Raw genomic sequence first — 25,730 nt, 5'->3', positions numbered from 1 at the left:
CATTCATGCCATTTCAATAAAAGTGTGCGGCGCGCCGCGTGTGAGGGATAAAACGATGCGAGTTCTGGTACTTGGTAGCGGTGTAATCGGAACCGCCAGTGCCTATTACCTGGCCCGGCAAGGTTTCGAAGTCACGGTGGTCGACCGCCAGCCGGCGGTGGCCATGGAAACCAGCTTTGCCAACGCCGGCCAGATCTCGCCCGGCTATGCCTCGCCCTGGGCTGCCCCTGGTGTACCGCTCAAAGCCATCAAGTGGCTGCTGGAGCGTCACGCCCCTCTGGCCATCAAGCTCACGGGCGATGTCGACCAGTACCTGTGGATGGCACAGATGCTGCGCAACTGCACTGCCAGCCGCTACGCGGTGAACAAGGAGCGCATGGTGCGCCTGTCCGAGTACAGCCGTGACTGCCTCGACGAGCTGCGCGCCGAAACCGGCATCAATTACGAAAACCGCAGCCTGGGCACCACCCAGCTGTTCCGCACCCAGGCCCAGGTCGATGCTGCGGCCAAGGACATTGCCGTACTCGAACAGTCCGGTGTGCCCTACGAGCTGCTCGACCGCGACGGCATTGCCCGCGTCGAACCCGCCCTGGCCGGCGTGAAAGATATCCTGGCCGGCGCCCTGCGCCTGCCGAACGACCAGACTGGCGACTGCCAGCTGTTTACCACCAAGCTTGCCGACATGGCGTTGAAGTTGGGCGTGGAGTTCCGCTTCGGCCAGGACATCCAGCGCTTGGACTTCGCCGGTGACCGCATCAATGGCGTGTGGATCGACGGCAAGCTGGAGACGGCAGACCGCTACGTGCTGGCGCTGGGCAGCTACTCGCCACAGATGCTCAAGCCGCTGGGCATCAAGGCTCCGGTGTATCCGCTGAAAGGCTATTCGCTGACCGTGCCGATCACCAACAGCGACATGGCCCCGACTTCGACCATTCTCGACGAGACCTACAAGGTTGCCATCACCCGTTTCGACAACCGCATCCGCGTTGGTGGCATGGCTGAAATCGCTGGTTTTGACCTGTCGCTGAACCCGCGTCGGCGCGAAACGCTGGAGATGATCGTCAACGACCTTTATCCTCGCGGCGGTGACCTGAGTCAGGCCAGCTTCTGGACCGGCTTGCGCCCGGCGACCCCGGACGGCACGCCGATCGTGGGTGCCACAGCGTTCCGCAACCTGTTCCTGAACACCGGTCACGGTACCTTGGGCTGGACCATGGCGTGCGGTTCCGGCCGCCTGCTGGCCGACCTGATTGCGCGCAAGAAGCCGCAGATCAGTGCCGAAGGCCTGGATATCTCCCGTTATGGCAACAGCCGGGAAGCGACCAAGCACGGGCAAAGCGCGCCGGTTCACCAGCAGTAATAGCCTGTGCCGGCCCATTCGCGGGCTTGCCCGCTCCCACAGGAACACCACAGCTTTTGAAAGCTGTGCACTACCTGTGGGAGCGGGCAAGCCCGCGAAGAATCCACCACCGATTTCAACCCGAACCACCATAAGGCAGCCGCCATGCGTCCCGCCCGCGCCCTGATCGACCTCCAGGCCCTGCGCCACAACTACCGTCTGGCCCGTGAACTGACGGGTGCCAAAGCCCTCGCCGTGATCAAGGCCGATGCCTACGGCCACGGCGCCGTGCGCTGCGCCCTGGCCCTGGAGGCCGAAGCCGACGGCTTTGCCGTGGCCTGCATCGAAGAGGCGCTGGAACTGCGCGCCGCCGGTATCAAAGCCCCGGTACTGCTGCTGGAAGGTTTTTTCGAAGCCAGCGAACTGGCGCTGATCGCCGAGCACGACCTGTGGTGCGTGGTGCACTCGCTGTGGCAACTGGAAGCCATCGAGAAAACCCCGCTGCACAAACCGCTCAACGTCTGGCTGAAGCTGGACAGTGGCATGCACCGCGTTGGCCTGCACCCCAAGGACTACCACGATGCCTACCAGCGACTGCTGGCCAGCGGCAAGGTTTCGCGCATCGTGTTGATGAGCCACTTCGCTCGCGCCGACGAACTGGACGCTGACGCTACCTCCCAGCAAATCGCTGTGTTCGAAGCTGCCCGACTGGGCCTGGCCGCCGAATGCAGCCTGCGTAACTCGCCCGGCGTGCTGGGCTGGCCGCAAGCGCCCAGCGACTGGGTGCGCCCAGGCCTGATGCTATACGGCGCCACGCCGTTCGAAGTGGCGCAGGCCGAGGCCGCACGCCTGCAACCGGTGATGACCCTGCAATCGCGGGTGATCAGCGTGCGCGAGCTGCCTGCCGGCGAGCCGGTTGGCTATGGTGCCAAGTTCGTCAGCCCTCGGCCGACCCGCGTGGGTGTGGTCGCCATGGGCTATGCCGATGGCTACCCGCGCCAGGCGCCCAACGGCACCCCGGTGCTGGTCGCTGGCAAGCGCACCCAGCTGATCGGCCGGGTGTCGATGGACATGCTCAGCATCGACCTCACCGACGTACCGCAAGCCACTGTCGGCAGCCCGGTCGAATTCTGGGGCAAGCAGGTGCTGGCCAGTGAAGTGGCCGCGCATGCGGGCACTATTCCCTATCAGATCTTCTGTAACCTGAAGCGGGTACCACGGGACTACATCGGCGAATGAGACGCTGAAGCGGACAGGTTGGGGGCGGTGTGTTGTAAATACTGAACGGCATTGCCATGATATCGTTCACATCCACCCCCCTTTTACCGTTTCAGGAGGCTCCAGCTTTGGACGTCGGCGAACGACTGCAAGCCATCCGCAAGCTCAAGGGCCTGTCGCAGCGCGAACTCGCCAAGCGTGCTGGCGTGACCAACAGCACCATCTCGATGATCGAGAAGAACAGCGTAAGCCCCTCTATCAGCTCGCTGCGCAAAGTGCTGAGCGGCATTCCCATGTCCATGGTCGAATTCTTTTCGGTCGAGCTGGAGCCCCAAAGCCCCACTCAGATCGTCTACAAGGCCCATGAGCTGATCGATATCTCGGACGGTGCGGTGACCATGAAGCTGGTGGGCAAGTCGCACCCCAACCGTGCCATCGCTTTTCTGACCGAGGTGTACCCGCCAGGTGCGGACACCGGTGCCGAGATGCTCACCCACGACGGCGAGGAGACCGGTATCCTGCTTGAAGGCCGCCTGGAGCTGGTGGTCGGCAACGAGATTTTCGTTCTCGAAGAAGGCGACAGCTACTACTTCGAAAGCACCCGCCCGCACCGCTTCCGCAACCCATTCGACCAGCCGGCGCGGCTGATCAGTGCGGCGACGCCTTCAAACTTTTGATCCAGCGCAGTGCATTGATTCGGCAATACCCCTTTCCTGTGTGGGGTCGTTTCACGGCCTCTGGGTTCCCGCTATACTTTTCAACGCTCGCCGATCCGTGGCCGCGAGCGTGATTAGCCACCATGAGGGTGTTCGCGTGAATCAAATCAAGAAGATGCTGGCCGTACCAGCAGCCGTATTCGCCCTCTGGGCAATGAGCGCAACCGCTGCGACCAATGACGACATTGCCAAACGCCTGGAGCCGGTTGGCCAGGTGTGCGTCCAGGGCCAGGAGTGCAAAGGCATGGAAGTGGCCGCTGCAGCAGGTGGCGGGGGAGCCAAGACACCGGATGAAATCATCGCCAAGCACTGCAATGCCTGCCATGGCAGCGGCTTGCTCGGCGCGCCTAAAATTGGTGACACCGCCGCGTGGAAAGAACGCGCCGACCACCAGGGTGGTCTGGATGGCATCCTGGCCAAGGCCATTACTGGTATCAACGCCATGCCGCCAAAGGGCACCTGTGCAGACTGCTCGGATGAAGACCTGAAAGGGGCGATCAAGAAAATGTCCGGGCTGTGATTTACAGCTGAATTGCATGAGGCCCGCCGTTGATGGCGGGCTTTGTTTTTGTGATGCCTGCGCTGGCCCTTTCGCGGGCTTGCCCGCTCCCACAAGCCCCCCACAGAATCTGAGGATTATGGTTATCCTGTGGGAGCGGGCGTGCCCGCGAAAGGTCCAGCACAGGCAACCAACCCGCTAGAGCCATGTCCATGGATGTCTCCAGAAGCCCCGATCGGGCTGAGCCTGATTCCATGAGAACTAGCATTTTTACCAGTTCTATTTTTCAGGGTTCTGAAGAACACTGACGCTTCTGATTGCGGTGGTGGCTAACAATGGATCTGGGCGATAACTGTCCCGAGCAACATGCAGCCGGTCGAACACAGCCGCAAAAGCTGATCCCCGGCAGCGCCCTTCGGCATCTGGCCTATTCGCCTTATGGCTATCTCTCGATTTTCCAGGCCGTGCTCGGTTTTAATGGTGGCCGACAGGATCCTGTTACCGGCTGTTATCTACTGGGTAACGGTCGTCGAGCATTCAACCCATCATTGATGCGCTTCATTAGCCCCGACAGCATGAGCCCGTTCGCAGCGGGTGGTCTGAACTCATATGCCTACTGTCTAGGGGATCCGGTAAACCGGGAAGATCCGAGTGGTTATTTCTCTTTATTCAAACCTATCTCGCGATTGTTCAGGTATTTTTTTCCAAAGATAAAGCCTACGACGCTTGGTAAATTGCACCGGGCGATTGTTTTTGAAACTGAAGTAATTACCAAGACATACAGTAATATACCTTCCCATACCAAGATCAATGTGGTGAAATCGCCGAAAAGTGTGCCGGATGGCTATGTATTGAGGATGGTGCATGGCACTCAGAAAAAGCATGTTCAATCATTGTTGAACGGGCTTGATCCTCGCTATGCAAAGAATGGATCTTACGGCGCGCACGTTTATGGCACGACGAATATAGACGCGGCCAGTAACTATACAGGTCCGGATGGATCAATAGTAGGGTTTTATGTGCATGAGTCTGAGTCCTGGGTTAACGGTAAGGACTATTGGTATGCTCATAAAAATGCGATAGTGATCGGAAAGAACGCTTATCATAAGGTTCATGTGAGCGAAGAAGTGGCATTTCCATTTTTAATTAGTAAGACGCTTAAAGTAAGATGGGGTTGACCGGAGTATGCCCTAGGCAACCAACCCGCTTGAGCTCATGTCCAACCCCTGAACCCACGGATGTTTCAGGAGGCCCCATGCACCTCTGCTCCATCGACCAGGCTGTCGAGCAGGTCTTGTCCCGGCTGCCAGCCCATATCCATATGGGCCTGCCTTTGGGCCTGGGGAAACCCAACGCCTTCGTCAACGCGCTTTACGCCCGCGTACGCGAGCTGCCCGAACGGCGCCTGACCATCTACACCGCACTTTCCCTCGGCCGCCCGCCACTGGGCGATGGCCTGCAGCGGCGCTTTCTCGAACCCTTCGTCGAGCGAACGTTCGCTGACTACGAAGAGCTCAGTTACCTCGCAGACCTGCGCAACGACACGTTGCCACCCAATATTCGGGTCGAACAGTTTTTCATGCAGCCCGGTAGCCTGCTGCACAGCGAATCGGCGCAGCAGGACTACGTCAGCAGCAACTACAGCCACGCCGCACGGGATATCAACGCCAAAGGCCTGAACCTGATCGCCCAGTTGGTGGCCGCCACCCCCGAGAAGCCCGTGCACCTGAGCCTGGCCTGCAACCCAGACATCACCCTCGACCTGCTGCCGATGATCGCCAAGCGCCGCGCGGCTGGCGAAACCATCCTTATGCTGGGCCAGGTGCATGCCGAACTGCCCTATATGCCAGGCGATGCCGAGCTGCCTATCGATGCGTTCGACCTGCTGCTCGACGAAGCCGAGCAACGTCGGCTGTTTTCTACGCCAAACATGCCGGTCGGCATCCAGGACCACTGCATCGGCCTGCACGCCAGCAGCTTGGTACGCGATGGCGGTACGCTGCAGATCGGCATTGGTGCCATGGGCGATGCGGTTGCCGCGGCATTGCTGGCACGTCAGGGCGACAACGCCGGTTACCGTGCGGTGCTCAAGGCGCTGGATGTCGGACCGTGGCAGGCATTGATCGAGCGAGAAGGGGGCCTGGACACCTTTGCTCATGGCTTGTACGGCTGCAGCGAGATGTTCGTCAACGGCCTGCTGGTGCTGGCTGAAGCAGGGCTGCTACGACGCCCGGCGGACGAGCAGGGCGCAATACTGCATGGCGGCTTTTTCCTCGGCCCGCAAGCGTTCTACCAGCGCTTGCGCGAGATGCCGCTGGAGCAGCGCGCACAGTTCGTCATGACCCGTATCAGCTTCATCAACGAGCTATATGGGCAGGAGGAAATCAAGCGCCGACAACGTCGTGATGCGCGCTTCATCAACACCGCGTTCGGCATGACCCTGCTCGGTGCCGGGGTGGCCGACCAGCTTGAAGACGGCCGCGTGCTCAGTGGCGTGGGCGGGCAGTACAACTTCGTTGCCCAGGGCCATGCGCTGGAGGGCGGGCGTTCGATCCTGCTATTGCGCAGTTGGCGCGAGGCAGGCGGAGAGGTGACCTCGAACCTGTTCTGGACCTATGGCCACTGCACCATTCCCCGGCACCTGCGCGATATCGTGGTGACCGAGTACGGCATTGCGGACTTGCGTGGGCAGACTGACAGCGAGGTGATTGCGCGGTTGTTGGCGGTGAGCGATTCGCGGTTCCAGCCGGGCCTGATCAAGCAGGCAAAAGAAGCTGGCAAGCTGGCCGACGACTTTCAGCTGGAGGCGCGCTTTACCGACAATACCCCGGAACGCCTGGCGGCGATCAGGGCACAGCATGCGCGGCTGTTCCCGGAGTATCCGATGGGCACCGACTTTACGGCCGAGGAGCGGGATCTGTTGCGGGCGCTGAACTGGTTGAAGAGCAAGTTCAAGCTGAGCGAGGTGTTGGAGCTGGGCAAGGCAGCGTTGGATGCGCCGGGGCCGGAGGGGTATGAGCGACATCTGGCGCGGATGGGGCTGGAGGTTCCGCAAGGGTTGAAAGAGGAGCTTTATCAGCGGCTACTGCTGGCAGGCTTACAGGCTACAAGTTAATCCCCTGCGCACACTGGCCCCGTGTAGGAGCGGGTTTACCCGCGAATGCGATATTGAATCTGCCATCGCATTCGCAGGTAAACCCGCTCCTACGCCGGGGCGGTGAGGCCTTATTCGATGAAGCTGACCACACCACCTTCCAGCGACTTCACCCGGGCCAGCGATTCAACGCGGTAGCCCTGGCTGTCCAGTTCGGCACGGCCGCCCTGGAACGACTTCTCGATCACGATACCCAGGCCCGCCACGGTGGCGCCTGCCTGCTTGATGATCGAGATCAGCGCCTGCGAGGCTTTGCCGTTGGCCAGGAAGTCGTCGATCACCAGCACGCGGTCGCTGCTGTTGAGGTGACGCGGCGAGATAGCCACGGTGTTCTCGGTCTGCTTGGTGAAGGAATATACCGAGGCGGTCAGCAGGTTCTCGGTCAGGGTCAGCGACTGGTGCTTGCGAGCGAAGATGACCGGCACACCCAGTTTCAGACCGGTCATCACCGCCGGGGCAATGCCCGAGGCTTCGATGGTAACGATCTTGGTCACGCCGGCGTCGGCGAACAGGCGAGCGAACTCGTCACCGATCAGCTGCATCAGCGCGGGATCGATCTGGTGGTTGAGAAACGCGTCGACTTTGAGAACCTGATCGGAAAGCACGATGCCTTCTTCGCGAATCTTCTGATGCAGTGCTTCCACTGTGATTTCCTCGATGTAGATAGTGGTCTGTATGGCCGATCTGTGAGCTCAAATCGGCCATACAAACCACCGTGGCCGCTAAAAGCGGCAAAGTTAAAGAGTAATGGTTGATCAGCGTTTGAGCATTGCCCGGATATCGGCCAGGGCGTTGTTGCCGCGAGCGGCCTTCACCTCGACCGGCGCGTCGTCCAGGCCCTCCCAGGCCAGGTCGTCCGGAGGCAGTTCGTCGAGGAACCGGCTGGGCGTGCAATCGATGATTTCACCGTACTGCTTGCGCTTGGCGGCGAAGGTGAAGGCCAGGGTCTGGCGCGCGCGGGTGATGCCCACGTAGGCCAGACGGCGTTCCTCTTCGATGGTGTCGGCCTCGATGCTGGAGCGGTGCGGGAGGATTTCCTCTTCCATGCCCATGATGAACACGTAGGGGAATTCCAAGCCCTTGGAGGCATGCAGGGTCATCATCTGCACACCTTCGGCGTTCTCTTCTTCTTCCTGCTGGCGCTCGAGCATGTCGCGCAGCACCAACTTGCCGATGGCGTCTTCGATGGTCATGTCACCCTCTTCGTCCTTCTCGAGGGTGTTTTTCAGCGCTTCCACCAGGAACCAGACGTTGCTGATCCGGAACTCTGCAGCCTTGTCGCTGGCAGTCTGCTGGCGGATCCAGTTTTCGTAGTCGATGTCGCGGATCATCTCGTGCAGCGCGGCAATCGGGTCTTCCAGGGCAACCTTGTGGCGCACCCCATCCAGCCAATGCTTGAAGCGCTGCAAACGCTCGGTGTAGCGGGCGTCCAAGTGCTCGCCCAGGCCCAGCTCCTCGCTGGCGGCGTACATCGAAATGCCGCGCTCGGTGGCGTAGTTGCCGAGCTTTTCCAGGGTGGTGGAGCCGATTTCCCGGCGCGGTACGTTGATTACCCGCAGATAGGCGTTGTCGTCGTCCGGGTTCACCAGCAAGCGCAGGTAGGCCATCAGGTCCTTGACCTCCTGGCGGCCGAAGAAACTGTTGCCGCCCGACAGGCGATACGGCACCTGGTGGTGCTGCAGCTTCAGTTCGATCAGCTTGGCCTGGTAGTTGCCGCGGTAAAGGATGGCAAAGTCGCTGTACGGTCGGTTGGTGCGCAGGTGCAAGGTGAGGATTTCCATGGCCACGCGTTCGGCCTCGGCTTCCTCGTTCTTGCAGCGGATCACGCGGATCTCGTCGCCCACGCCCATCTCGCTCCACAGCTGCTTTTCGAACGCATGCGGATTGTTGGCGATCAACACGTTGGCGCAGCGCAGGATGCGGCTGGTGGACCGGTAGTTCTGCTCGAGCATGACGATCTTCAGGGAGGGGTAGTCCTCCTTGAGCAGCATCAGGTTCTCAGGGCGAGCACCGCGCCAGGCGTAGATCGACTGGTCGTCGTCGCCCACCACGGTGAACTGGTTGCGCATGCCGATCAGCATTTTCACCAGCAGGTACTGGCTGGCGTTGGTGTCCTGGTATTCGTCCACCAGCAGATAACGCACGCGATTCTGCCAGCGCTCCAGCACCTCGGGGTGCTCCTGGAACAGTTTGACCGGCTGCAGGATCAGGTCGTCGAAGTCCACCGCGTTGAACGCCTTGAGCGTGCGCTGATAGTGGGTGTAGACGATGGCGGCGGTCTGCTCGCGTGGGTTGCGCGCCTTTTCCAGGGCCTCTGGTGGCAGAACGAGGTCGTTCTTCCAGGCACCGATCATGTTCTTGATCTCGTCGATGCCGTCGTCGCCGGAGTATTCCTTCTGCATGATGTCCGACAGCAACGCCTTGATGTCGGACTCGTCGAAGATCGAGAAACCCGGCTTGTAGCCCAGGCGCTCGTGTTCCTTGCGGATGATGTTCAGGCCCAGGTTGTGGAACGTACACACGGTGAGGCCACGGCCTTCCCCCGGGCGCAGCAAGGTGGCGACCCGCTCCTTCATCTCGCGCGCGGCCTTGTTGGTGAAGGTCATCGCCACGATGTACTGGGCGCGGATGCCGCAGTTCTGGATGAGGTGGGCAATCTTGCGCGTGATCACGCTGGTCTTGCCCGAACCTGCACCGGCGAGCACCAAAAGAGGGCCGCCGACATAGTCACGGGCTTCCTGCTGCCGGGGATTGAGTCGGGACATGCTAGAAACCGGGGGTCGCCAGAAAATAGCCGCGCATTCTAACAGGCATGGGGCCGTTGTGGCGCGACCGTCTGACGTCTGAGTCAGACTTTTGTCCGTCTAATTATTAGTGTCACTAATGCTAGTAGCTGAAAAAATCATATTTGCCGGTTTGATTCGTTTCGCGCAGGATGCACGACAAAATACGTCGGAATGCTACGATCGAAAAACATGCATAAAAGTGAAAATCATTTTCATTGAATGCAGTAGCATGCCCGCCAGATCTCGTTGCACCGTCAAGCCCTAAGGAGCCCGCTTGTCCACGCCTGTCGAACCTCTGCGTTTGCTGCTGTTGGCCGATGAGCCGGAATGGGCTGCCTCGTTGCACGCGTGCATGCCTGCACTGGGTGGCAGCGCCGTGCTATTGACTGCGCCAAACTGGGAGGCGGTCGACAGTCTGTTCAGCCATGATCGCCAGGCCGTCGTGCTGGCAACGCCAGGCTTGCAGCCTGCCCCCAGGCGATGCGAGCTGCCGACCATCCTGCTGCTTGACCACGAGCCTGAGGCCGCGCCCAGCGCTGTCAGCGACTGGCTGGTGCGCGACCAGCTCAACGCCGATACCCTTCGCCGCTCACTGCGCCATGTGCGAGAGCGCGGGGTGCTGGTCGCCACCTTGCAGCGCCTTGCCGAGCAGGACCCGCTGACCGGCATCGCCAACCGCCAGGGCTTCCAGGCTTTGCTTAATGCACGCCTGGCCGAAAACGAAGGCCGTGGTGTCGCGCTTGGCCACCTGGACCTGGACAACTTCCGCCACGTCAACGACGCCCTGGGCCACCAGAGCGGTGACCGGTTGATCCTGCAGGTGGTGGCACGGCTGAAGCATCAGCTGGAGGCGGGCGACCAGCTGGCACGTCTGGGTAGCGATGAGTTCGCCCTGCTTATCGACACCCGTCGCGATGCCAATCGCGCCGAATGGATTGCCGAACGCATCGTCGAGGCCTTGGCCGAGCCCTACTGGATCGACGGCGAAAGCCTGCTGCTGGGCTGCAGCCTGGGCCTTGCACATGCTCGCGCGCAGAGCGGCGCCGATCCGCTGATGTGGCACGCGCACATCGCCATGCGTCAGGCCAAGGGCAGCCAAGGCTGCACCTTTCATGTGTTCAACGAACGCATCAACCGCAATGCCCGCAGCCTTGCCGACCTGGAAAGCGAGTTGCGCCGCGCCCTGCGCCGCGACGAGCTGGAACTGCACTATCAGCCCCGCCTGAACCTGGCTGACGGGCGCATTGTTGGCCTGGAGGCGCTGGTGCGCTGGCGCCATGCCGAGCGCGGGCTGCTGCCGCCCAGCGAGTTCGTGCCACTGGCCGAGCAGAGCGGCCTGATCGTGCCCTTGGGTTATTGGGTTATTTCCCGTGCCCTGCGTGACATGCAGGCGTTGTGCGAACGCGGCCTGGAGCCGCTGCACATGGCGGTCAACCTGAGTTTCCGCCAGTTCCAGGACAGCCAGCTACTGGCCACGTTGAGTCGCCTGATCCTCGAGCACGGTGTGGATGCCCGCTGGCTTGAGTTCGAGCTGACCGAGACGGCGGTGATGCGCCGCAACGAGGTGGTGCGCCAGACCATGGACGCGCTGGGCCGCCTGGGCGTGCGCTTCTCGCTCGATGATTTCGGCACCGGGTTTTCTTCGTTCGTGCACCTCAACAGCCTGCCGATCACCTTGCTCAAGGTGGACCGCAGTTTTGTTGCGGAAATGGAAATGCGTGAAGAGAACCGCAAGCTGGTACACGCCATGATCAACCTGGCGCACAACCTCAACCTCGAGGTGGTGGCCGAGGGTGTGGAGAGTGAAGAGCAACTGGCGTTGCTGCGCGGGTTTGGCTGCGACCAGGTGCAGGGTTTCCTGGTCAGCAAACCGCTACCGATAGGGGAATTGATGGCGTATTTGCTGCAGGCGCCCGGACGCCAGTTGGAGGCTGTCCTGTAGGAGCGGGTTTACCCGCGAAGAGGCCTCACGTCAGGCTGAAGCCGTCGCCTTCCCGGCAGCCCAAGCCTTCCCCAACAGCCGCTTCATCCGCCACTCAAAGCCAAAGGTCAGCGCCACCGCCGCACACGCCAGCCCCAGTGCCAGCCCCCACCAGATCCCTACTGCACCACCGCCCAGGGTAAAGGTGAACAACCAGGCGCTCGGCGCCCCCACCAGCCAGTAGCACACCAACCCGATCAGGAAGGTGGTCTTGGCATCTTTCAGGCCACGGATCGAGCCCATGGCAATCGTCTGCATGCCGTCGAACAGTTCGAACCATGCCGCCACCATCAATAACTGCACGGCCACCTGGAAGATCGCGGCAAAGGCCGGGTCATTACGGTCGATGAACAGCCCTACCAGCGCTTCGGGCAGCAGCAGGAACAGGGCGGCGAAGGCAAACATGATCATGGCCCCGAACCCGATGCCCACCCGGCCGGCGCTGCGCGCCGCCAGCAGGTTGCCAGCGCCGTAGTACAGGCCGACGCGCATGGTCACCGCATAGGACAAGCCCGTCGGCACCATGAATGCCGTGGACACGATCTGCAGGGCAATCTGGTGCGCCGCCAGCTCGGTGCTGCCCAGCACGCCCATGCACAGCGCGGCGAAGGCGAACAGGCCCACTTCCACCATGTAGGTACCGCCAATCGGCAGGCCCAGCCGCCACAGCTCGCGCAGGGCCGCCAGTGATGGGCGTGACAGGCCCTTGCGCAGCGGGTAGGCGGTATAGGCCGGATGCCAGCGGATATACAACGCCAAGGCAATGGCCATGCCCATCGACACCACTGCAGTGACCAGGCCGATACCCATCAGGCCCAGCTTGGGCAGGCCGAACATGCCTTCGATCAGTGCCACGTTGAACAGGTAGTTGAGCACCGTGCCGAACAAACTGATGACCATCACCGGGGTCGAGCGGCCCAGCGCGCTGGTGAAACCACGCAAGGCCATGAAGGTCAGATAGCCGGGCAGGGCCAGTGGCAGCAGGGTGAGAAATTCGGCGGCCGAGGCCACGTTCTCGGGCTTCTGCCCAAAAAGCAGCAGCACAGGTTCAAGATTCCACAGCACCAGCGCGGCGAACAGCGCCAAGGCCCAGGCCAGCCATAGGCCGTTCTGCGCCAGTCGGGTGGCTCCTTCGATGTCGTTGGCACCCTTGCGGATGGCCACCAGCGTGCCGACTGCGGCGATCACGCCCAGGCAGAAGATCGATACGAACGAATAGCTGGCTGCCCCCAGGCCACCACCCGCCAAAGCCTGAGGGCTGATGCGGGCCATCATCAGGGTGTCAGTCAGCACCATCAGCATGTGCGCCAACTGCGAGGCAATCAGCGGCCCGGCCAGGCGCAGCAAAGCCTTGAGTTCTGTGGTGGGCGCGACGTGCATGGGGGCAGTCCTTCATTCTGGGGTGATCAACGAAGGGCGATTCTGAGGCTTCGGTCAACTTTGCACAAAAGGATAAATGCGATAGTTGGCATGAGTTGAACTCATGTATATAGGGTTCTCGGAGATTTGCCTAACACGCCCATATTGCAGGTGCCTCATGCCACGCCAGCTACCACCGCTGTATGCCTTGCGCGCATTCGAAGCTGCCGCGCGGCTAAGTTCCTTCACCCGTGCAGGCGAAGAGCTTTCTATCACCCAAAGCGCCATTAGCCGGCATATCCGTACGCTGGAGGAGCATTTTGCTTGCCGCCTGTTCGTGCGCAGTGGCCGCAGCCTGCAACTTACCGAAGCGGGGCGGGTACTGCTGCCGGGCGTGCGCGAGGGTTTCGCGGCGTTTGAGCGGGCCTGTGAAACCTTGTGTGGTGAAGACGACATACTGCGTATGAAAGCCCCCTCGACCCTGACCATGCGCTGGTTGCTGGCGTGCCTTAGCCGCTTTCGGCATCTGCAGCCGGGCAATGAGGTGCAGCTGACCAGCGCCTGGATGGATGTCGACCATGTGGATTTCAACCAGGAGCCGTTCGATTGCGCTGTGTTGCTCAGCGACGGGGTATTCCCGCCGGAGTGGGAGGTGCGCAAGCTGTTCCCTGAGCTGTTGATCCCGGTCGGCGCGCCGGACCTGCTCGACGAGGAGCCCTGGGATGTGTGCAGGCTGGCCTCTGTCGAACTGCTGCACCCCACGGTGGACAAGCGTGACTGGCGGGAATGGCTGGAGCGTATGGGGCTTGGCGACCAGGTGTCGCTCAAGGGCGGCCAGGTGTTCGATACCCTGGAGCTGGGCATGATTGCCGCGGCGCGGGGCTACGGGATATCCATGGGCGACCTGCTGATGGTGGCCGAAGATGTGGCGCAGAAGCGCTTGAGCCTGCCATGGCCGACGGCGGTGCCCAGCGGCATGGATTACTATCTGGTATGGCCGCGCACTCGCCCGAGTGGCGAGCGTTTGCGGCGCTTGAGTGCGTTTCTGGAAGACGAGGTGGCGGCGATGGATTTGCCGGATGTGGAAATCCTGCCGCGCCTTTGATCACCTGTACCAGCCTCTTCGCGGGCTCGCCCGCGAAGAGACCGGTACAGATTTACATCGAGCCCAGGTTCAATGCCTGTGCACAGGCCTGCAGCGACCGGCGCTCGCTTTGCGCATACAGCGCCAGCTCATCCTGTACCTGCAACCCCAACGCCGCTTCGAACGCTTCGCGGTTGGCGTTGCTGCCGTATTCGGCCTGCGCATCGTCACCCAGGTTGGACTGGAAGATCCCCGCCGCACTCACTGGCAGGAAGTCCTCGTACACCAGCGCCTCGAAGTGCACGTGGCCCGCGTCGATCAAGCCTTGCAGAGTGGTCGGGCGGCCTTCCTGATCGCGTGCGGCCAGGCCTTTCTCGGTGGCGAAGTAGCGGAAATATGCAAGGCCTTGTTCGCGCATCTGCGCCAGGTCATCCGGGAATTCGGCAAAGTTTGCCTGCAGCAGCGCCATGTAACGCTCGGCATTGGCTTCGGCCGGAGCGCCGCCCAGCGCAGCGCGGGTAGCGTCGAGCAACTTGTCGTAAAGCTGGCGACCTTTCGGCGTCAGCGCCGCGCCACGTTGCTCGATTTCGCCAAAGCGCGCGGTGTGGCTGCCTTCGCGGCCTTGCTGGTCGCGGAAGGCGACCGTTTCCTGCAGGGCCTTGAAGCTGGTCTGGCGCAGCAGGATCGGGTGGCGCCGTGTGGGTGGGCCTTCAACCACGGCCTTCGGCGGAATGCCCTTGGCAGGCATGCCGAGCTGGATTGCATCGATATCCAGAGTACGCGGGGTCAGGTGGTTGATGTGCGGGCCCTTGAAGGCCACCACATCGGCGATCAGGCGGTGTTGGTCGTGCAGCTGCTGGTATTGCTCGGCAGTGACGGTAGCGTCCTGGTGCCAGCGGAAGGTGTGCAGCGCTTCCTGCACGAACGTCTCTGCATCCGCGGCGTCAAGGCCACCCTCGCGCTCACACTGGGCGATCAGTTCGAGGGCACGGGATGTGAAGATCTGGCGCTTGGCCAGGATGCCCTGTGCCAGCTCGCGCAACTGCGGGTTGTCGATCAGCTCCAGGCGCAGCAGCGAGGTAAACACACGGAACGGGCTGACATGCAGCGATTGCTCGTGCACCGCGCGGAAGGCAGTGGAATGCACCGGTACGCCAGCGGAGCTGAGGTCATAGTAGCCGACCGGCTGCATGCCCATGACGGCGAACAGGCGGGCGATGGTGGCCAGTTCTTCGGCGGTGCCGACGCGGATGGCGCCGTGACGTTCCTGGTCCAGGCGCTCGATTTCGCCGGTCCAGCGCAGGGCCTCGGCCACTTCGGGTTGCTGGGCCATCACCTGCTGGTTGATTTCGCTCACCAGCTCCAGCAGCGTGCCGTACAGCGGCACTTCCTGTTTGTACATGAGCGACATGGCGGCAGAGAACTGCGCGCGGATGCTGTCTGGGCTGACGAAATCGTTGGCGGGCATCGCTAGCTTCCTGGTTGGGTTCGGACGCTTACATGAAAGCTGGGAATGCACTTTGCTCACAAGCGAAAAAAAGTGAGTGTGTCATTCCTTTTTTGATCGACCTCGACGGCCCTTTCGCGGCTAAAGCCGCTCCTACAGGGACCGTGCAAGGTTGGGGGCTTGCGCAGGGCCCCGTAGGAGCGGCTTTAGCCGCGAAGAGGCCCTCAAGCCTGGAGCTGTTCGTGGATCCACTCCACCAGCGCCCGCACCTTGGGCACCTCCGCCGCATGCTCGGCATACGCCAGGTAATGCGCCCCGGCACTGCGCATCGCATGGTTCCACGGCACCACCAGGCTACCGTCGGCCAGTTCCTTCGCCGCCAGGTAGCGCGGCACCAGCGCTACCCCGCACCCGGCCTGTGCTGCGCTCAATGCCATATAGAACGTATCGAAGCGCGGCCCGTGGTAGGCGCTGACGCTCTGCAGGTCCTGCTCCAGGAACCACTCATGCCAGGCCTCCGGCCGCGAGGTGCTTTGCAGCAGCACCAGTTCGGCCAGCTCCTCGGCACCGGCCAGCTTGCGCCCGGCCAGCAGCTCTGGTGCACACACCGGCACCACCTCTTCGCGGAACAACTCCACGCAAGTGGCCCCCGGCCAAGTGCCCTGGCCATAGAAGAACACCACATCAGCCGAGCCTTGCAGCAGGGCGAACGGCTCCATCTCGTTGCGAATGTCCAGGTGGATATTGCCGTGCCGTTTGCCAAAACCTTTCAGATGCGGGATCAACCAGCGCACGCCAAAACTCGGTTGAGTGGCTACTTTCAGTATCTCGGTCTGTTCGCCGTAGGTGAGCACATAGCGGCTGGACATATCCACCTGGGTGAGGATCTTGTTGACCTCCGCCAGGTACAGGCTGCCGGCCGGGGTAAGCTGCAAGCGCCGGCGGATGCGCAGGAACAGGTGGTGGCGCAGCATGTCTTCCAGCTGCGCCACCTGCTTGCTGACCGCGCTCTGGGTCAGGTGCAGTTCTTCGGCGGCACGGGTAAAACTCAGATGGCGGGCTGCAGCTTCAAAGCACTGCAGGGCGGTCATGGAGGGTACCAGGCGTTTTGACATAGCGGTCTCTGCGGCTCAAATCATTACCTGACGGAATGATATGCGGAATAAAGGTCGTTTGTTGTACCTATGTGATCGGATTAATACTGATCCACATCATTTTTCCACCCCATCACCGATGTAGGAGATGCACAAATGGTTGCTGGATTGCTCGAGCGCCTTGGCGTTGCCGCCGAGGCTTACACCCAGGGCGACTACCCTGTTCACACGCCGATCGACGGCAGCCAGATCGCCTCGGTGAAACTGCTCGGCAAGGCCGAGACCATCGCCCGCATCGATCAGGCCCAGAGCGCCTTCGAAGCCTGGCGCAGTGTGCCGGCTCCGCGCCGTGGCGAACTGGTGCGCCTGTTCGGCGAAGTGCTGCGTGAGCACAAGGCCGACCTCGGCGAGCTGGTCTCGATCGAAGCCGGCAAGATCACCCAGGAAGGCCTGGGCGAAGTGCAGGAAATGATCGATATCTGCGACTTCGCCGTTGGCCTGTCGCGCCAGCTGTACGGCCTGACCATCGCTTCCGAGCGCCCGGGCCACCACATGCGTGAAACCTGGCACCCGCTGGGTGTGGTCGGCGTGATCAGCGCCTTCAACTTCCCGGTTGCCGTGTGGGCCTGGAACACCGCCCTGGCCCTGGTGGCCGGCAACTCGGTGGTATGGAAACCGTCCGAGAAGACTCCGCTGACCGCCCTGGCCTGCCAGGCGCTGTTCGAAAAAGCCCTGAAAGCCTTCGGCGATGCTCCGGCTGGCTTGGCACAACTGGTGATCGGCGGCCGTGAAGCTGGCGAAGCCATGGTCGACGACCCGCGCGTACCGCTGGTCAGCGCCACCGGCAGCACCCGCATGGGTCGCGAAGTCGGCCCACGCGTTGCTGCCCGCTTCGGCCGCAGCATCCTGGAACTGGGCGGCAACAACGCCATGATCCTGGCCCCGAGCGCCGACCTGGACCTGGCCGTGCGCGGCATCCTGTTCTCGGCTGTCGGCACTGCCGGCCAGCGTTGCACCACCCTGCGCCGCCTGATCGTGCATCGTTCGATCAAGGACGAAGTGGTTGCCCGCGTCAAAGCCGCCTACGGCAAAGTGCGTATCGGCGACCCACGTAAAGACAACCTGGTCGGCCCGCTGATCGACAAGCAGTCGTTCGACGCCATGCAGGGTGCACTGGCCAAGGCCCGCGACGAAGGTGGTCAGGTATTTGGTGGCGAGCGTCAGCTGGCCGACCAGTACCCGAACGCCTACTACGTTTCGCCAGCCATTGCTGAAATGCCGGCTCAAAGTGACGTGGTGCGCCACGAAACCTTCGCACCGATCCTGTACGTGCTGGCCTACGACGACTTCGAGGAGGCCCTGCGCCTGAACAACGAAGTGCCACAAGGCCTGTCGTCGTGCATTTTCACCACCGACATCCGTGAAGCCGAGCGCTTCCAGAGCGCCTCGGGCAGCGACTGCGGCATCGCCAACGTCAACATCGGTACCAGCGGCGCCGAGATTGGCGGTGCGTTTGGTGGCGAGAAGGAAACCGGCGGTGGCCGTGAGTCGGGCTCGGATGCCTGGAAAGGCTACATGCGTCGCCAGACCAACACCGTGAACTACTCGCGCGAGCTGCCGCTGGCGCAGGGTATCGTGTTCGACTGATGTATTGATGCTGCATGGCCGGGGGCCTGGCCCCCGGTTCGCGGGTAGACCCGCTCCTACAGGGTTCGTCCAAGCGACACCGACCCCTGTAGGAGCGGGTTTACCCGCGAAAGGGCCGCCCTGCGGCCCCAACAAGAACAAATTGCTGGAGCCGGCCATGTCCGAACTGCGTCAACAATGCTTGTGGGAACACGTCAGCAAACCGACCGTCGCCGCCCAGGCCCTGGCCGGTGAGCACAAGGCCGATGTCTGTGTGATCGGCGGCGGCATTACCGGCCTGTCGGCGGCCATCCACCTGCTCGAACAGGGCAAGTCGGTGATCGTGCTGGAGGCCTGGAAGATCGGCCACGGTGGCTCCGGGCGCAACGTCGGCCTGGTCAACGCCGGTACCTGGATCCGCCCCGACGACGTCGAGGCCACCCTTGGCCAGAAGCAAGGCAGCCGCCTGAACAAGGTGCTTGGCGAAGCCCCGGCTGAAGTGTTCGCCATGATCGAGCGCCTTGGCATCGACTGCCAGGCCCAGCACAAAGGCACGCTGCACATGGCGCACAACGCCACCGGTATCGCCGACCTCGAAGCGCGTCACGAACAATGGCGCCGCCGAGGTGCCGACGTCGAGCTGCTGACCGGTGCCCAGTGCCAGGAATACTGCGGTACCGACAAGATTTCCGCTGCGCTGCTTGATCGCCGTGCCGGCACCATCAACCCCATGGGCTACACCCAGGGCCTGGCGGCTGCCGTGGCGCGCCTGGGCGGCAAGATTTTCCAGCAGTCTTCGGTCGAAGGCCTGGAGCGTGAAGGTGATGGCTGGCGGGTGAAGACTGCGCGTGGCGCTGTGCGCGCCGAAAAAGTGGTGATTTCCACCGGCGCCTACACCGAAGGCGACTGGAGCAACCTGCAGAAGCAGTTCTTCCGCGGCTATTACTATCAGGTAGCCTCCAAGCCGCTGCAGGGCATCGCAGCCGACAAGGTGCTGCCACATGGACAAGGTTCGTGGGACACCCGCACCGTGCTCAGCAGCATCCGCCGTGATGATCAGGGCCGCCTGCTGCTCGGCAGCCTGGGCCGGGTCGACAACAAGCCAGCCTGGTTCGTGCGCAGCTGGGCCGATCGCATCCAGAGCCACTATTACCCGGAGCTGGGCAAGGTCGAGTGGGAAATGCACTGGACTGGCTGCATCGACTTCACGCCTGACCACCTGATGCGCCTGTTCGAGCCGGCGCCTGGGTTGGTGGCGGTGACCGGGTACAACGGGCGCGGTAATACCACCGGCACCGTGATCGGGCGTGCGTTTGCCGAGTTCCTGCTCAAGGGCGAGGCGGACAGCCTGCCGATTCCGTTTTCGCCGATGAGCGGTGTGAGCGCGCCTTCGCTGCGGACCGCGTTCTATGAGTCTGGCTTCTCGCTGTACCACGCGGGGCAGTGCCTGAGGGTTGTGTTGTAAGTACTGGCCTCTTCGCGGGTAAACCCGCTCCTACAAATTGTTCACCGCCTGAGAGGGCTGTGGTGAACCTGTAGGAGCGGGTTTACCCGCGAAGAGGCCAGCACAGGCTTACTTGTGCAGCCAGCTGAGGAAGCCACCTTTCTTGATCAGGGCCGGCTTCTGCAACAACAACGACTCCCGGCTCTGCCGCCGGAACCGCTGCAATTTGCTCAACGCCGTCTGCACTTCGCCACGCTGCTGCAAACAGCTCTTCACCTGTTCCTTGTCGATCCGGTACAGCACGCAACTGGTCAGCGTGCGGAATTCGGCCAGCGAATCTTCTTCGTCGATGATCCCCTCGATCCCCAGCACCTCACCCGGCCCCATGCGCCCGGCTTCCAACAGTTTGTCTCCGTCGCGCACCGAGGCCGATACCACACCGCTGCCAATCACCAGCAGATGATCGGAATGCTCGCCCACCCCCAGGATCACCTGGTCCGCCAGGTACTCGACTGCAGTCATGCGCTGGCTCAACGCATCGCGCTCTTCGTCACTTAGCGAGCGGAACACTCGAACCTCATCCAGCACCTCGCGCTGGCGGCTGCGCGGCGGCACGGCCAGGTCGACGTTCCACATCACCCCGCTGGCCTCCAGGTGCCGGTGCGCCAGGTCGAACAGCTGGTTGCGTGCATCGCCCTTGACGCCCGCATCGGCCACAAAGCCGCTGGCCTCGTACTCCACCGACTCCAGTGTCGAGGCCTTTACCGTCACCTTCGGCTTCGGGGTTGCAAGGATGGCACTGACGCCCTGCAAGGCTTTTTCCAGCGCATCGAACACGCGCTTGGGTCGCACCTTGGCCGGGACCACCACGCTGATCGATACCCCGTGCACATCGGCCGGGCGACTGTGGTTGAGCAGCCGCGCCTTGGCCGCTACCGAGTTGGGGATCACCGCCAGGCTGCCGGTACCGGTCAGCAGGCGCGTGGCGCGCCAGTCGATATCGAGGACCTTGCCTTCGGTGCCGTCGATGGAGATTGAGTCGCCAATCTGATAGGGCCGCGTGGTGTTCAGCACGATGCCGCTGAAGACATCAGCCAGTGTGCTCTGCAGCGCCAGGCCGATGACGATGGCCATTACCCCGGAGGTGGCCAGCAGGCCCTTCACCGGCAGTTGCAGCACATAACCTGCGGCCGCGACCACGGCGGCGAGGAAGATCAACGCCCCCAGCACATCCTGCAGCAAGCGCCCGCCATGGCTGCCACGGGCCACCAGCAACAGGCCGAATACCACGGTTACCGTGCGCGCACCGAACAGCCACCAGCCGATGGCCAATACCGTGGCCATCAGGTTGCGCGAGACATCGTCGGGCCACGGCGGTGGTTGCAGCGGGCTCATGCCGGCGGCCATCAGCACTGAGCTGAACAGCAGGAAGATCACCAGGCGCGCGCTGATGCGCCAGGCATGACGCTGAATGGGGATCAGTTGCCAAAGCACGAGGTCGAGCAGGATCAGGGCGCAACCGAGCAACAACGGGGACGACTGGATGAACGCCAGCATGGTGGTCTCGGGGGTGAGGGGAGGGCTGTGGGTAGTAATAGAGCAGGTTTGCCGGGCAGGCAATGCAAGCCTGTGCTGGCCCCTTCGCGGGCTTGCCCGCTCCCACAGGTAAAGCGCTGATTTTGAATCTTGTGCGATCCCTGTGGGAGCGGGCGAGTCCGCGAAGAGGCCAGCAAAACCAACGCCAACCTATCGTTCCTAAAACAGAACGCTAAAGCCAAAAACCGCTATCTACCGCTCCAAAGGTGATGGTTTTAATCTTCTCCCATCAACGCGAAACACCCAACTTACTGAACATCAAAACCCTTAGGAGCTACCCCCATGACCAACTTCAAATACAACCGCCTGAACAAAGACGACGCCGCCGTACTGCTGGTCGATCACCAGGCTGGCCTGCTGTCCCTGGTCCGCGACATCGAGCCGGACGCGTTCAAGAACAACGTGCTGGCCCTGGCCGACCTGGCCAAGTTCTTCAACCTGCCGACCATCCTCACCACCAGCTTCGAGCAAGGCCCCAACGGCCCACTGGTGCCAGAACTGAAAGCCCTGTTCCCGGACGCCCCGTACATTGCCCGCCCTGGCCAGATCAACGCCTGGGACAACGAAGACTTCGTCAAGGCCGTGAAGGCCACTGGCAAGAAGCAACTGATCATCGCCGGCGTTGTGACTGAAGTGTGCGTAGCTTTCCCGGCCCTGTCTGCCTTGGAAGAAGAGTTCGACGTGTTCGTGGTCACTGATGCCTCCGGTACCTTCAACGCCATGACCCGCGACGCCGCCCACGACCGCATGAGCCAGGCGGGTGCGCAATTGATGACCTGGTTCGGCGTGGCCTGCGAGCTGCACCGCGACTGGCGCAACGACATCGAAGGCCTGGCCGCGCTGTGCTCCAACCACATCCCGGACTACCGCAACCTGATGACCAGCTACAACGCCTTCAACGCCAACAAGTAAGCCCAATCGCCGCGGGCACCGCCAATCGGTGCTCGCCCAGGGCAGCACACCTATCCAATCCAGCGCCCGTCCGCCGTTGCACAGTGGATGCGGGCAAGCTCATCCCAAGGAACGCCGATGAACACCGCACTCCATGACAACCGCGAAGTGGTGACCGTATGCCTGCAACACAAGGTGCTTGATGGCTCGCCGGGCACCCCGGCAGCGCAACCGCCGCGCTGGAAGCAAGCACTGCTGACCTACCTGGTGATCTGCCCGATGACCATGGTCATCCCGCAACTGCTGGCGCCGCTGTTTGCGCGCTTTCCGCAGCTGGGCGGCGTGATCACCGGCAACCTGATCGTCAACCTGTTCGTCATCCTGCCTGTGGTGTTCTACATCATGCCTTGGGTAACCCACCGCTGCGCCAACTGGCTGCGCGGCTGAGCCGACGCCTTCATCTCGACACTTTCAAGGAGATACCGCTATGAGCACGTTCGTTACCCGCGATGGCACTTCGATCTATTTCAAGGACTGGGGCAGCGGCAAGCCCGTGCTGTTCAGCCACGGCTGGCCGCTGGATGCCGACATGTGGGATTCGCAGATGGAGTTCCTGGCCAGCCGCGGTTACCGCGCCATCGCCTTCGATCGCCGGGGTTTCGGCCGCTCGAGCCAGCCGTGGAACGGTTACGACTACGACACCTTCGCCGATGACATTGCCCAGCTGATCGAGCACCTCGACCTGCGCGACGTCACCCTGGTGGGCTTCTCGATGGGGGGCGGTGATGTCAGCCGCTACATCGCCCGCCACGGCAGCGAGCGGGTGGCCGGGCTGGTGTTGCTGGGCGCGGTGACGCCAGTGTTCGGCAAGCGTGACGATAATCCTGACGGTGTCGACCTGTCGGTGTTCGAGGGCATCCGGGCCGGCCTGCGTGCCGACCGCGCGCAGTTCATCGCCGATTTCGCCACGCCGTTCTACGGCCTGAACCATGGGCAGCAGGTGTCCCAGGGTGTGCAGACGCAGACTTTGAACATTGCGCTGATGGCGTCGATCAAGGGCACCCTGGATTGTGTAACGGCCTTCTCGGAGACCGATTTCCGTCCCGACATGGCCAAGGTCGATGTGCCGACATTGGTGATCCATGGCGATGACGACCAGATCGTACCGTTCGAGACCACCGGCAAGCAGGCCGCGGAGCTGATTCGCGGCGCCGAGCTGAAGGTGTATGCCGGGGCGCCGCACGGTTTTGCGGTGACCCATGCGCAGCAACTGAATGAGGACCTGCTGGCGTTCCTTCAGCGGTAATTGTGGGAAACATTCGCGGGTGAACCCGCTCCTACAGACGTTGTAGGAGCGGGTTTACCCGCGAAGAGGCCGGCCCAGGCAGCAAAAAGCTTAACCAGGGCTAACCTTCTTCAACCCACCGCACATCCATCCAAGCCCAGGCCTTGCATCAACCGGCATGCTTCGCAGTCCCCCTGCCGGCCCCTAGTCGGAGAAGCCCATGTCCCAGGATCGCAACGACAAGACCCGTCGCCAGTTCCTCGCCACCAGCACTGTGCTCGGTGCCGCTGGCGCGCTCTGGTCCGCATTACCTTTTACCGGCCATGCCGGTTCCGCTCACGCATCCACGCAAGGAGGTTCCATGACCGCCGACCTGATTCTGTTCAACGGCAAACTGCACACCGTTGACCGCGAGAAGCCCACCGCGACCGCCGTCGCCATCAAGGACGGCCGCTTCATCGCCGTGGGCAGTGACGCCGAGGCCATGGCCCACAAGGGTGCCGCCTCGCAGATCATCGACCTCAAGCAGCGCACGGTGATCCCGGGCCTCAATGACTCGCACCTGCACCTGATCCGTGGCGGTCTGAACTACAACCTCGAGCTGCGTTGGGAAGGGGTGCCTTCAGTGGCCGATGCCCTGCGCATGCTCAAGGACCAGGCTGCGCGCACGCCTACCCCGCAGTGGGTGCGCGTGGTCGGTGGCTGGAACGAGTTCCAGTTCGCCGAAAAGCGCATGCCCACCCTTGAAGAAATCAACCAGGCCGCACCCGACACCCCGGTGTTCCTGCTGCACCTGTACGACCGCGCGCTGCTCAACCGCGCCGCGCTCAAGGCCGTCGGCTACACCAAGGACACGCCGAACCCGCCGGGTGGCGAGATCCAGCGCGACAAGTTCGGTAACCCGACCGGCATGCTGATCGCCCGCCCGAACGCGATGATCCTCTACGCCACGCTGGCCAAGGGGCCTAAGTTGCCGCTGGAGTATCAGGTCAACTCCACTCGCCAGTTCATGCGTGAGCTCAACCGGCTGGGCCTGACCAGCGCCATCGACGCCGGTGGCGGCTACCAGAACTTCCCTGACGACTACTCCGTGATTCAGGAGCTGGCCGACAACAATCAGCTGACCGTACGCATCGCCTACAACCTGTTCACCCAGAAGCCCAAGGAAGAACTGGACGACTTCAAGAAGTGGACCTCCAGCGTCAAGCTGCACAGCGGTACCGACTTCTTGCGCCACAATGGCGCTGGCGAAATGCTGGTGTTCTCTGCCGCCGACTTCGAGGACTTCCTCGAGCCGCGCCCGGACCTGCCGCAGACCATGGAAGAAGAATTGGAGCCGGTGGTGCGCCACCTGGTCGAGCAGCGCTGGCCATTCCGCCTGCACGCCACCTATAACGAATCGATCACGCGCATGCTCGACGTGTTCGAGAAGGTCAACCGCGACATCCCATTCAACGGCCTGCCCTGGTTCTTCGACCACGCCGAAACCATCACCCCGCAGAATATCGAACGCGTGCGTGCGCTGGGCGGTGGTATTGCCATCCAGGACCGCATGGCCTTCCAGGGTGAGTACTTCGTCGACCGCTACGGCGCCAAGGCCGCCGAGCAGACCCCGCCGATCAAACGCATGCTCGAGATGGGCGTGCCGGTGGGCGCGGGTACCGATGCCACTCGGGTGTCCAGCTACAACCCATGGACCTCACTGTACTGGCTGGTCAGCGGCAAGACGGTCGGTGGCATGGAGCTGTACCCGGAAGGCCTGAGCCGTGACACCGCGCTGCAACTGTTCACCCAGGGCAGCGCCTGGTTCTCCAGCGAGCAAGGCAAGAAGGGCCAGATCAAGGTGGGCCAGCTGGCTGACCTGGCAGCGTTGTCGCTCGACTTCTTCAGTGTCGATGAAGAGGCGATCAAGGGTATCGAGTCGGTGCTGACCATCGTTGATGGCAAGGTGGTGTACGGTGCTGGCGAGTTCGACAAGCTTGGCCCTCCGCAGGTGCCGGTGTTGCCAGAGTGGTCGCCGGTGACCAAGGTGCCTGGGCACTGGCGCGTTGGTACGCCATCGTTGGCAGCCGCTGTGCACCAGTGCTCGGGGCCGTGCGGGGTGCATGCACACAGCCACGACAAGGCGCGTAAGTCGAGTGTTCCGGTCAATGACTTCCAGGGCTTCTGGGGTGCGCTGGGCTGTTCGTGCTTCGCTTTCTAAGGTGAGCT

General features: G+C 62.3%; 19 protein-coding genes and 1 pseudogene. 14 read left to right on the top strand and 6 right to left on the bottom strand.

Going from position 1 to position 25,730, the window contains the following annotated elements:
* Positions 1-55 precede the first annotated feature (55 nt).
* The 6 genes and pseudogenes from dadA (at position 56) to ACF8FG_RS21520 (ending at position 6,887) form a co-directional block, all read left to right on the top strand.
* On the top strand, positions 56-1,360 hold the full coding sequence (gene dadA, locus ACF8FG_RS21545; protein WP_119713178.1) for a D-amino acid dehydrogenase: 1,305 nt from the start codon (positions 56-58) through the stop codon (positions 1,358-1,360).
* A 144-nt stretch (positions 1,361-1,504) separates the two neighbouring features.
* Complete coding sequence (gene alr, locus ACF8FG_RS21540; RefSeq protein ID WP_019436933.1) at positions 1,505-2,578, top strand: alanine racemase; 1,074 nt, start codon at positions 1,505-1,507, stop codon at positions 2,576-2,578.
* Between the two features lie 107 nt (positions 2,579-2,685).
* Positions 2,686-3,234, top strand: coding sequence for a cupin domain-containing protein (locus ACF8FG_RS21535; RefSeq protein ID WP_003253526.1), 549 nt, complete (start codon positions 2,686-2,688; stop codon positions 3,232-3,234).
* Between the two features lie 154 nt (positions 3,235-3,388).
* Positions 3,389-3,793, top strand: coding sequence for a cytochrome c5 family protein (locus ACF8FG_RS21530; RefSeq protein WP_033723760.1), 405 nt, complete (start codon positions 3,389-3,391; stop codon positions 3,791-3,793).
* A gap of 398 nt (positions 3,794-4,191) precedes the next feature.
* Positions 4,192-4,950 (top strand): annotated as a pseudogene (locus ACF8FG_RS21525) (RHS repeat-associated core domain-containing protein); the annotation flags it as partial.
* A gap of 77 nt (positions 4,951-5,027) precedes the next feature.
* Positions 5,028-6,887 carry an acetyl-CoA hydrolase/transferase C-terminal domain-containing protein gene (locus ACF8FG_RS21520; RefSeq protein ID WP_318078863.1) on the top strand — a complete coding sequence of 620 codons (1,860 nt, stop codon included), beginning with the start codon at positions 5,028-5,030 and terminating at the stop codon, positions 6,885-6,887.
* Between the two features lie 110 nt (positions 6,888-6,997).
* Here the strand turns inward: ACF8FG_RS21520 and ACF8FG_RS21515 are convergent, their stop codons facing one another.
* A complete protein-coding gene (locus ACF8FG_RS21515; RefSeq protein WP_003253535.1) occupies positions 6,998-7,570 on the bottom strand; it encodes a xanthine phosphoribosyltransferase in 573 nt (190 codons plus the stop codon).
* A gap of 111 nt (positions 7,571-7,681) precedes the next feature.
* A complete protein-coding gene (gene rep, locus ACF8FG_RS21510; RefSeq protein WP_003253537.1) occupies positions 7,682-9,691 on the bottom strand; it encodes a DNA helicase Rep in 2,010 nt (669 codons plus the stop codon).
* A gap of 295 nt (positions 9,692-9,986) precedes the next feature.
* On the opposite strand from rep, the gene ACF8FG_RS21505 reads away from it, so the two are divergent.
* On the top strand, positions 9,987-11,654 hold the full coding sequence (locus tag ACF8FG_RS21505) for a bifunctional diguanylate cyclase/phosphodiesterase (RefSeq protein WP_318078862.1): 1,668 nt from the start codon (positions 9,987-9,989) through the stop codon (positions 11,652-11,654).
* Positions 11,655-11,684: 30 nt separating this feature from the next.
* On the opposite strand, the gene ACF8FG_RS21500 is transcribed toward ACF8FG_RS21505, so the two are convergent.
* Positions 11,685-13,073 carry a NorM family multidrug efflux MATE transporter gene (locus ACF8FG_RS21500; RefSeq protein ID WP_014592837.1) on the bottom strand — a complete coding sequence of 463 codons (1,389 nt, stop codon included), beginning with the start codon at positions 13,071-13,073 and terminating at the stop codon, positions 11,685-11,687.
* Between the two features lie 157 nt (positions 13,074-13,230).
* Between ACF8FG_RS21500 and ACF8FG_RS21495 the strand changes: the two genes are divergently transcribed.
* Positions 13,231-14,157: a LysR substrate-binding domain-containing protein gene (locus ACF8FG_RS21495; RefSeq protein WP_020193762.1), complete on the top strand. Its 927-nt coding sequence runs from the start codon at positions 13,231-13,233 to the stop codon at positions 14,155-14,157.
* 52 nt (positions 14,158-14,209) lie between these two features.
* Here ACF8FG_RS21495 and ACF8FG_RS21490 read toward each other — a convergent pair whose 3' ends face one another.
* Both ACF8FG_RS21490 and ACF8FG_RS21485 read right to left on the bottom strand, forming a co-directional pair.
* Complete coding sequence (locus tag ACF8FG_RS21490; protein ID WP_019436536.1) at positions 14,210-15,604, bottom strand: VOC family protein; 1,395 nt, start codon at positions 15,602-15,604, stop codon at positions 14,210-14,212.
* 203 nt (positions 15,605-15,807) lie between these two features.
* Entirely contained in the window at positions 15,808-16,698 is an 891-nt protein-coding gene (locus ACF8FG_RS21485) for a LysR family transcriptional regulator (RefSeq protein ID WP_019436537.1), read from the bottom strand.
* Positions 16,699-16,833: 135 nt separating this feature from the next.
* Between ACF8FG_RS21485 and ACF8FG_RS21480 the strand changes: the two genes are divergently transcribed.
* Both ACF8FG_RS21480 and ACF8FG_RS21475 read left to right on the top strand, forming a co-directional pair.
* Positions 16,834-18,324, top strand: a complete 1,491-nt coding sequence (locus ACF8FG_RS21480) for an aldehyde dehydrogenase family protein (RefSeq protein WP_003253547.1) — start codon at positions 16,834-16,836, stop codon at positions 18,322-18,324.
* 157 nt (positions 18,325-18,481) lie between these two features.
* Positions 18,482-19,768 (top strand): FAD-binding oxidoreductase, encoded by a 1,287-nt coding sequence (locus ACF8FG_RS21475; protein WP_014860498.1) that lies wholly within the window; start codon positions 18,482-18,484, stop codon positions 19,766-19,768.
* A gap of 108 nt (positions 19,769-19,876) precedes the next feature.
* Here the strand turns inward: ACF8FG_RS21475 and ACF8FG_RS21470 are convergent, their stop codons facing one another.
* Entirely contained in the window at positions 19,877-21,304 is a 1,428-nt protein-coding gene (locus tag ACF8FG_RS21470; protein ID WP_014592833.1) for a mechanosensitive ion channel family protein, read from the bottom strand.
* Positions 21,305-21,625: 321 nt separating this feature from the next.
* On the opposite strand from ACF8FG_RS21470, the gene ycaC reads away from it, so the two are divergent.
* The 4 genes from ycaC (at position 21,626) to ACF8FG_RS21450 (ending at position 25,722) form a co-directional block, all read left to right on the top strand.
* On the top strand, positions 21,626-22,255 hold the full coding sequence (gene ycaC / locus ACF8FG_RS21465) for an isochorismate family cysteine hydrolase YcaC (RefSeq protein ID WP_014592832.1): 630 nt from the start codon (positions 21,626-21,628) through the stop codon (positions 22,253-22,255).
* Positions 22,256-22,372: 117 nt separating this feature from the next.
* The gene (locus tag ACF8FG_RS21460; protein WP_014592831.1) at positions 22,373-22,681 is read left to right on the top strand and encodes a hypothetical protein; all 309 of its coding nucleotides are present in this window, start codon (positions 22,373-22,375) and stop codon (positions 22,679-22,681) included.
* A gap of 40 nt (positions 22,682-22,721) precedes the next feature.
* Positions 22,722-23,540 (top strand): alpha/beta fold hydrolase, encoded by an 819-nt coding sequence (locus ACF8FG_RS21455; RefSeq protein WP_010955768.1) that lies wholly within the window; start codon positions 22,722-22,724, stop codon positions 23,538-23,540.
* 340 nt (positions 23,541-23,880) lie between these two features.
* A complete protein-coding gene (locus ACF8FG_RS21450; protein WP_162912021.1) occupies positions 23,881-25,722 on the top strand; it encodes an amidohydrolase in 1,842 nt (613 codons plus the stop codon).
* Positions 25,723-25,730: the final 8 nt, after the last annotated feature.

The sequence above is a fragment of the Pseudomonas sp. YQ_6 genome (assembly GCF_043103245.1).
GTDB lineage: Bacteria > Pseudomonadota > Gammaproteobacteria > Pseudomonadales > Pseudomonadaceae > Aquipseudomonas > Aquipseudomonas alloputida.
Note: the sequence above shows the minus strand (reverse complement) of the source record. Positions and strands in the feature narration are given on the sequence as shown.

Coding starts and splice junctions, on each gene's coding strand:
- dadA (WP_119713178.1), top strand. CDS start 56: ATGCGAGTTCTGGTACTTGGTAGCGGTGTAATCGGAACCGCCAGTGCC.
- alr (WP_019436933.1), top strand. CDS start 1,505: ATGCGTCCCGCCCGCGCCCTGATCGACCTCCAGGCCCTGCGCCACAAC.
- ACF8FG_RS21530 (WP_033723760.1), top strand. CDS start 3,389: ATGCTGGCCGTACCAGCAGCCGTATTCGCCCTCTGGGCAATGAGCGCA.
- ACF8FG_RS21520 (WP_318078863.1), top strand. CDS start 5,028: ATGCACCTCTGCTCCATCGACCAGGCTGTCGAGCAGGTCTTGTCCCGG.
- rep (WP_003253537.1), bottom strand. CDS start 9,691: ATGTCCCGACTCAATCCCCGGCAGCAGGAAGCCCGTGACTATGTCGGC.
- ACF8FG_RS21500 (WP_014592837.1), bottom strand. CDS start 13,073: ATGCACGTCGCGCCCACCACAGAACTCAAGGCTTTGCTGCGCCTGGCC.
- ACF8FG_RS21495 (WP_020193762.1), top strand. CDS start 13,231: ATGCCACGCCAGCTACCACCGCTGTATGCCTTGCGCGCATTCGAAGCT.
- ACF8FG_RS21490 (WP_019436536.1), bottom strand. CDS start 15,604: ATGCCCGCCAACGATTTCGTCAGCCCAGACAGCATCCGCGCGCAGTTC.
- ACF8FG_RS21485 (WP_019436537.1), bottom strand. CDS start 16,698: ATGTCAAAACGCCTGGTACCCTCCATGACCGCCCTGCAGTGCTTTGAA.
- ACF8FG_RS21480 (WP_003253547.1), top strand. CDS start 16,834: ATGGTTGCTGGATTGCTCGAGCGCCTTGGCGTTGCCGCCGAGGCTTAC.
- ACF8FG_RS21475 (WP_014860498.1), top strand. CDS start 18,482: ATGTCCGAACTGCGTCAACAATGCTTGTGGGAACACGTCAGCAAACCG.
- ACF8FG_RS21470 (WP_014592833.1), bottom strand. CDS start 21,304: ATGCTGGCGTTCATCCAGTCGTCCCCGTTGTTGCTCGGTTGCGCCCTG.
- ycaC (WP_014592832.1), top strand. CDS start 21,626: ATGACCAACTTCAAATACAACCGCCTGAACAAAGACGACGCCGCCGTA.
- ACF8FG_RS21460 (WP_014592831.1), top strand. CDS start 22,373: ATGAACACCGCACTCCATGACAACCGCGAAGTGGTGACCGTATGCCTG.
- ACF8FG_RS21455 (WP_010955768.1), top strand. CDS start 22,722: ATGAGCACGTTCGTTACCCGCGATGGCACTTCGATCTATTTCAAGGAC.
- ACF8FG_RS21450 (WP_162912021.1), top strand. CDS start 23,881: ATGACCGCCGACCTGATTCTGTTCAACGGCAAACTGCACACCGTTGAC.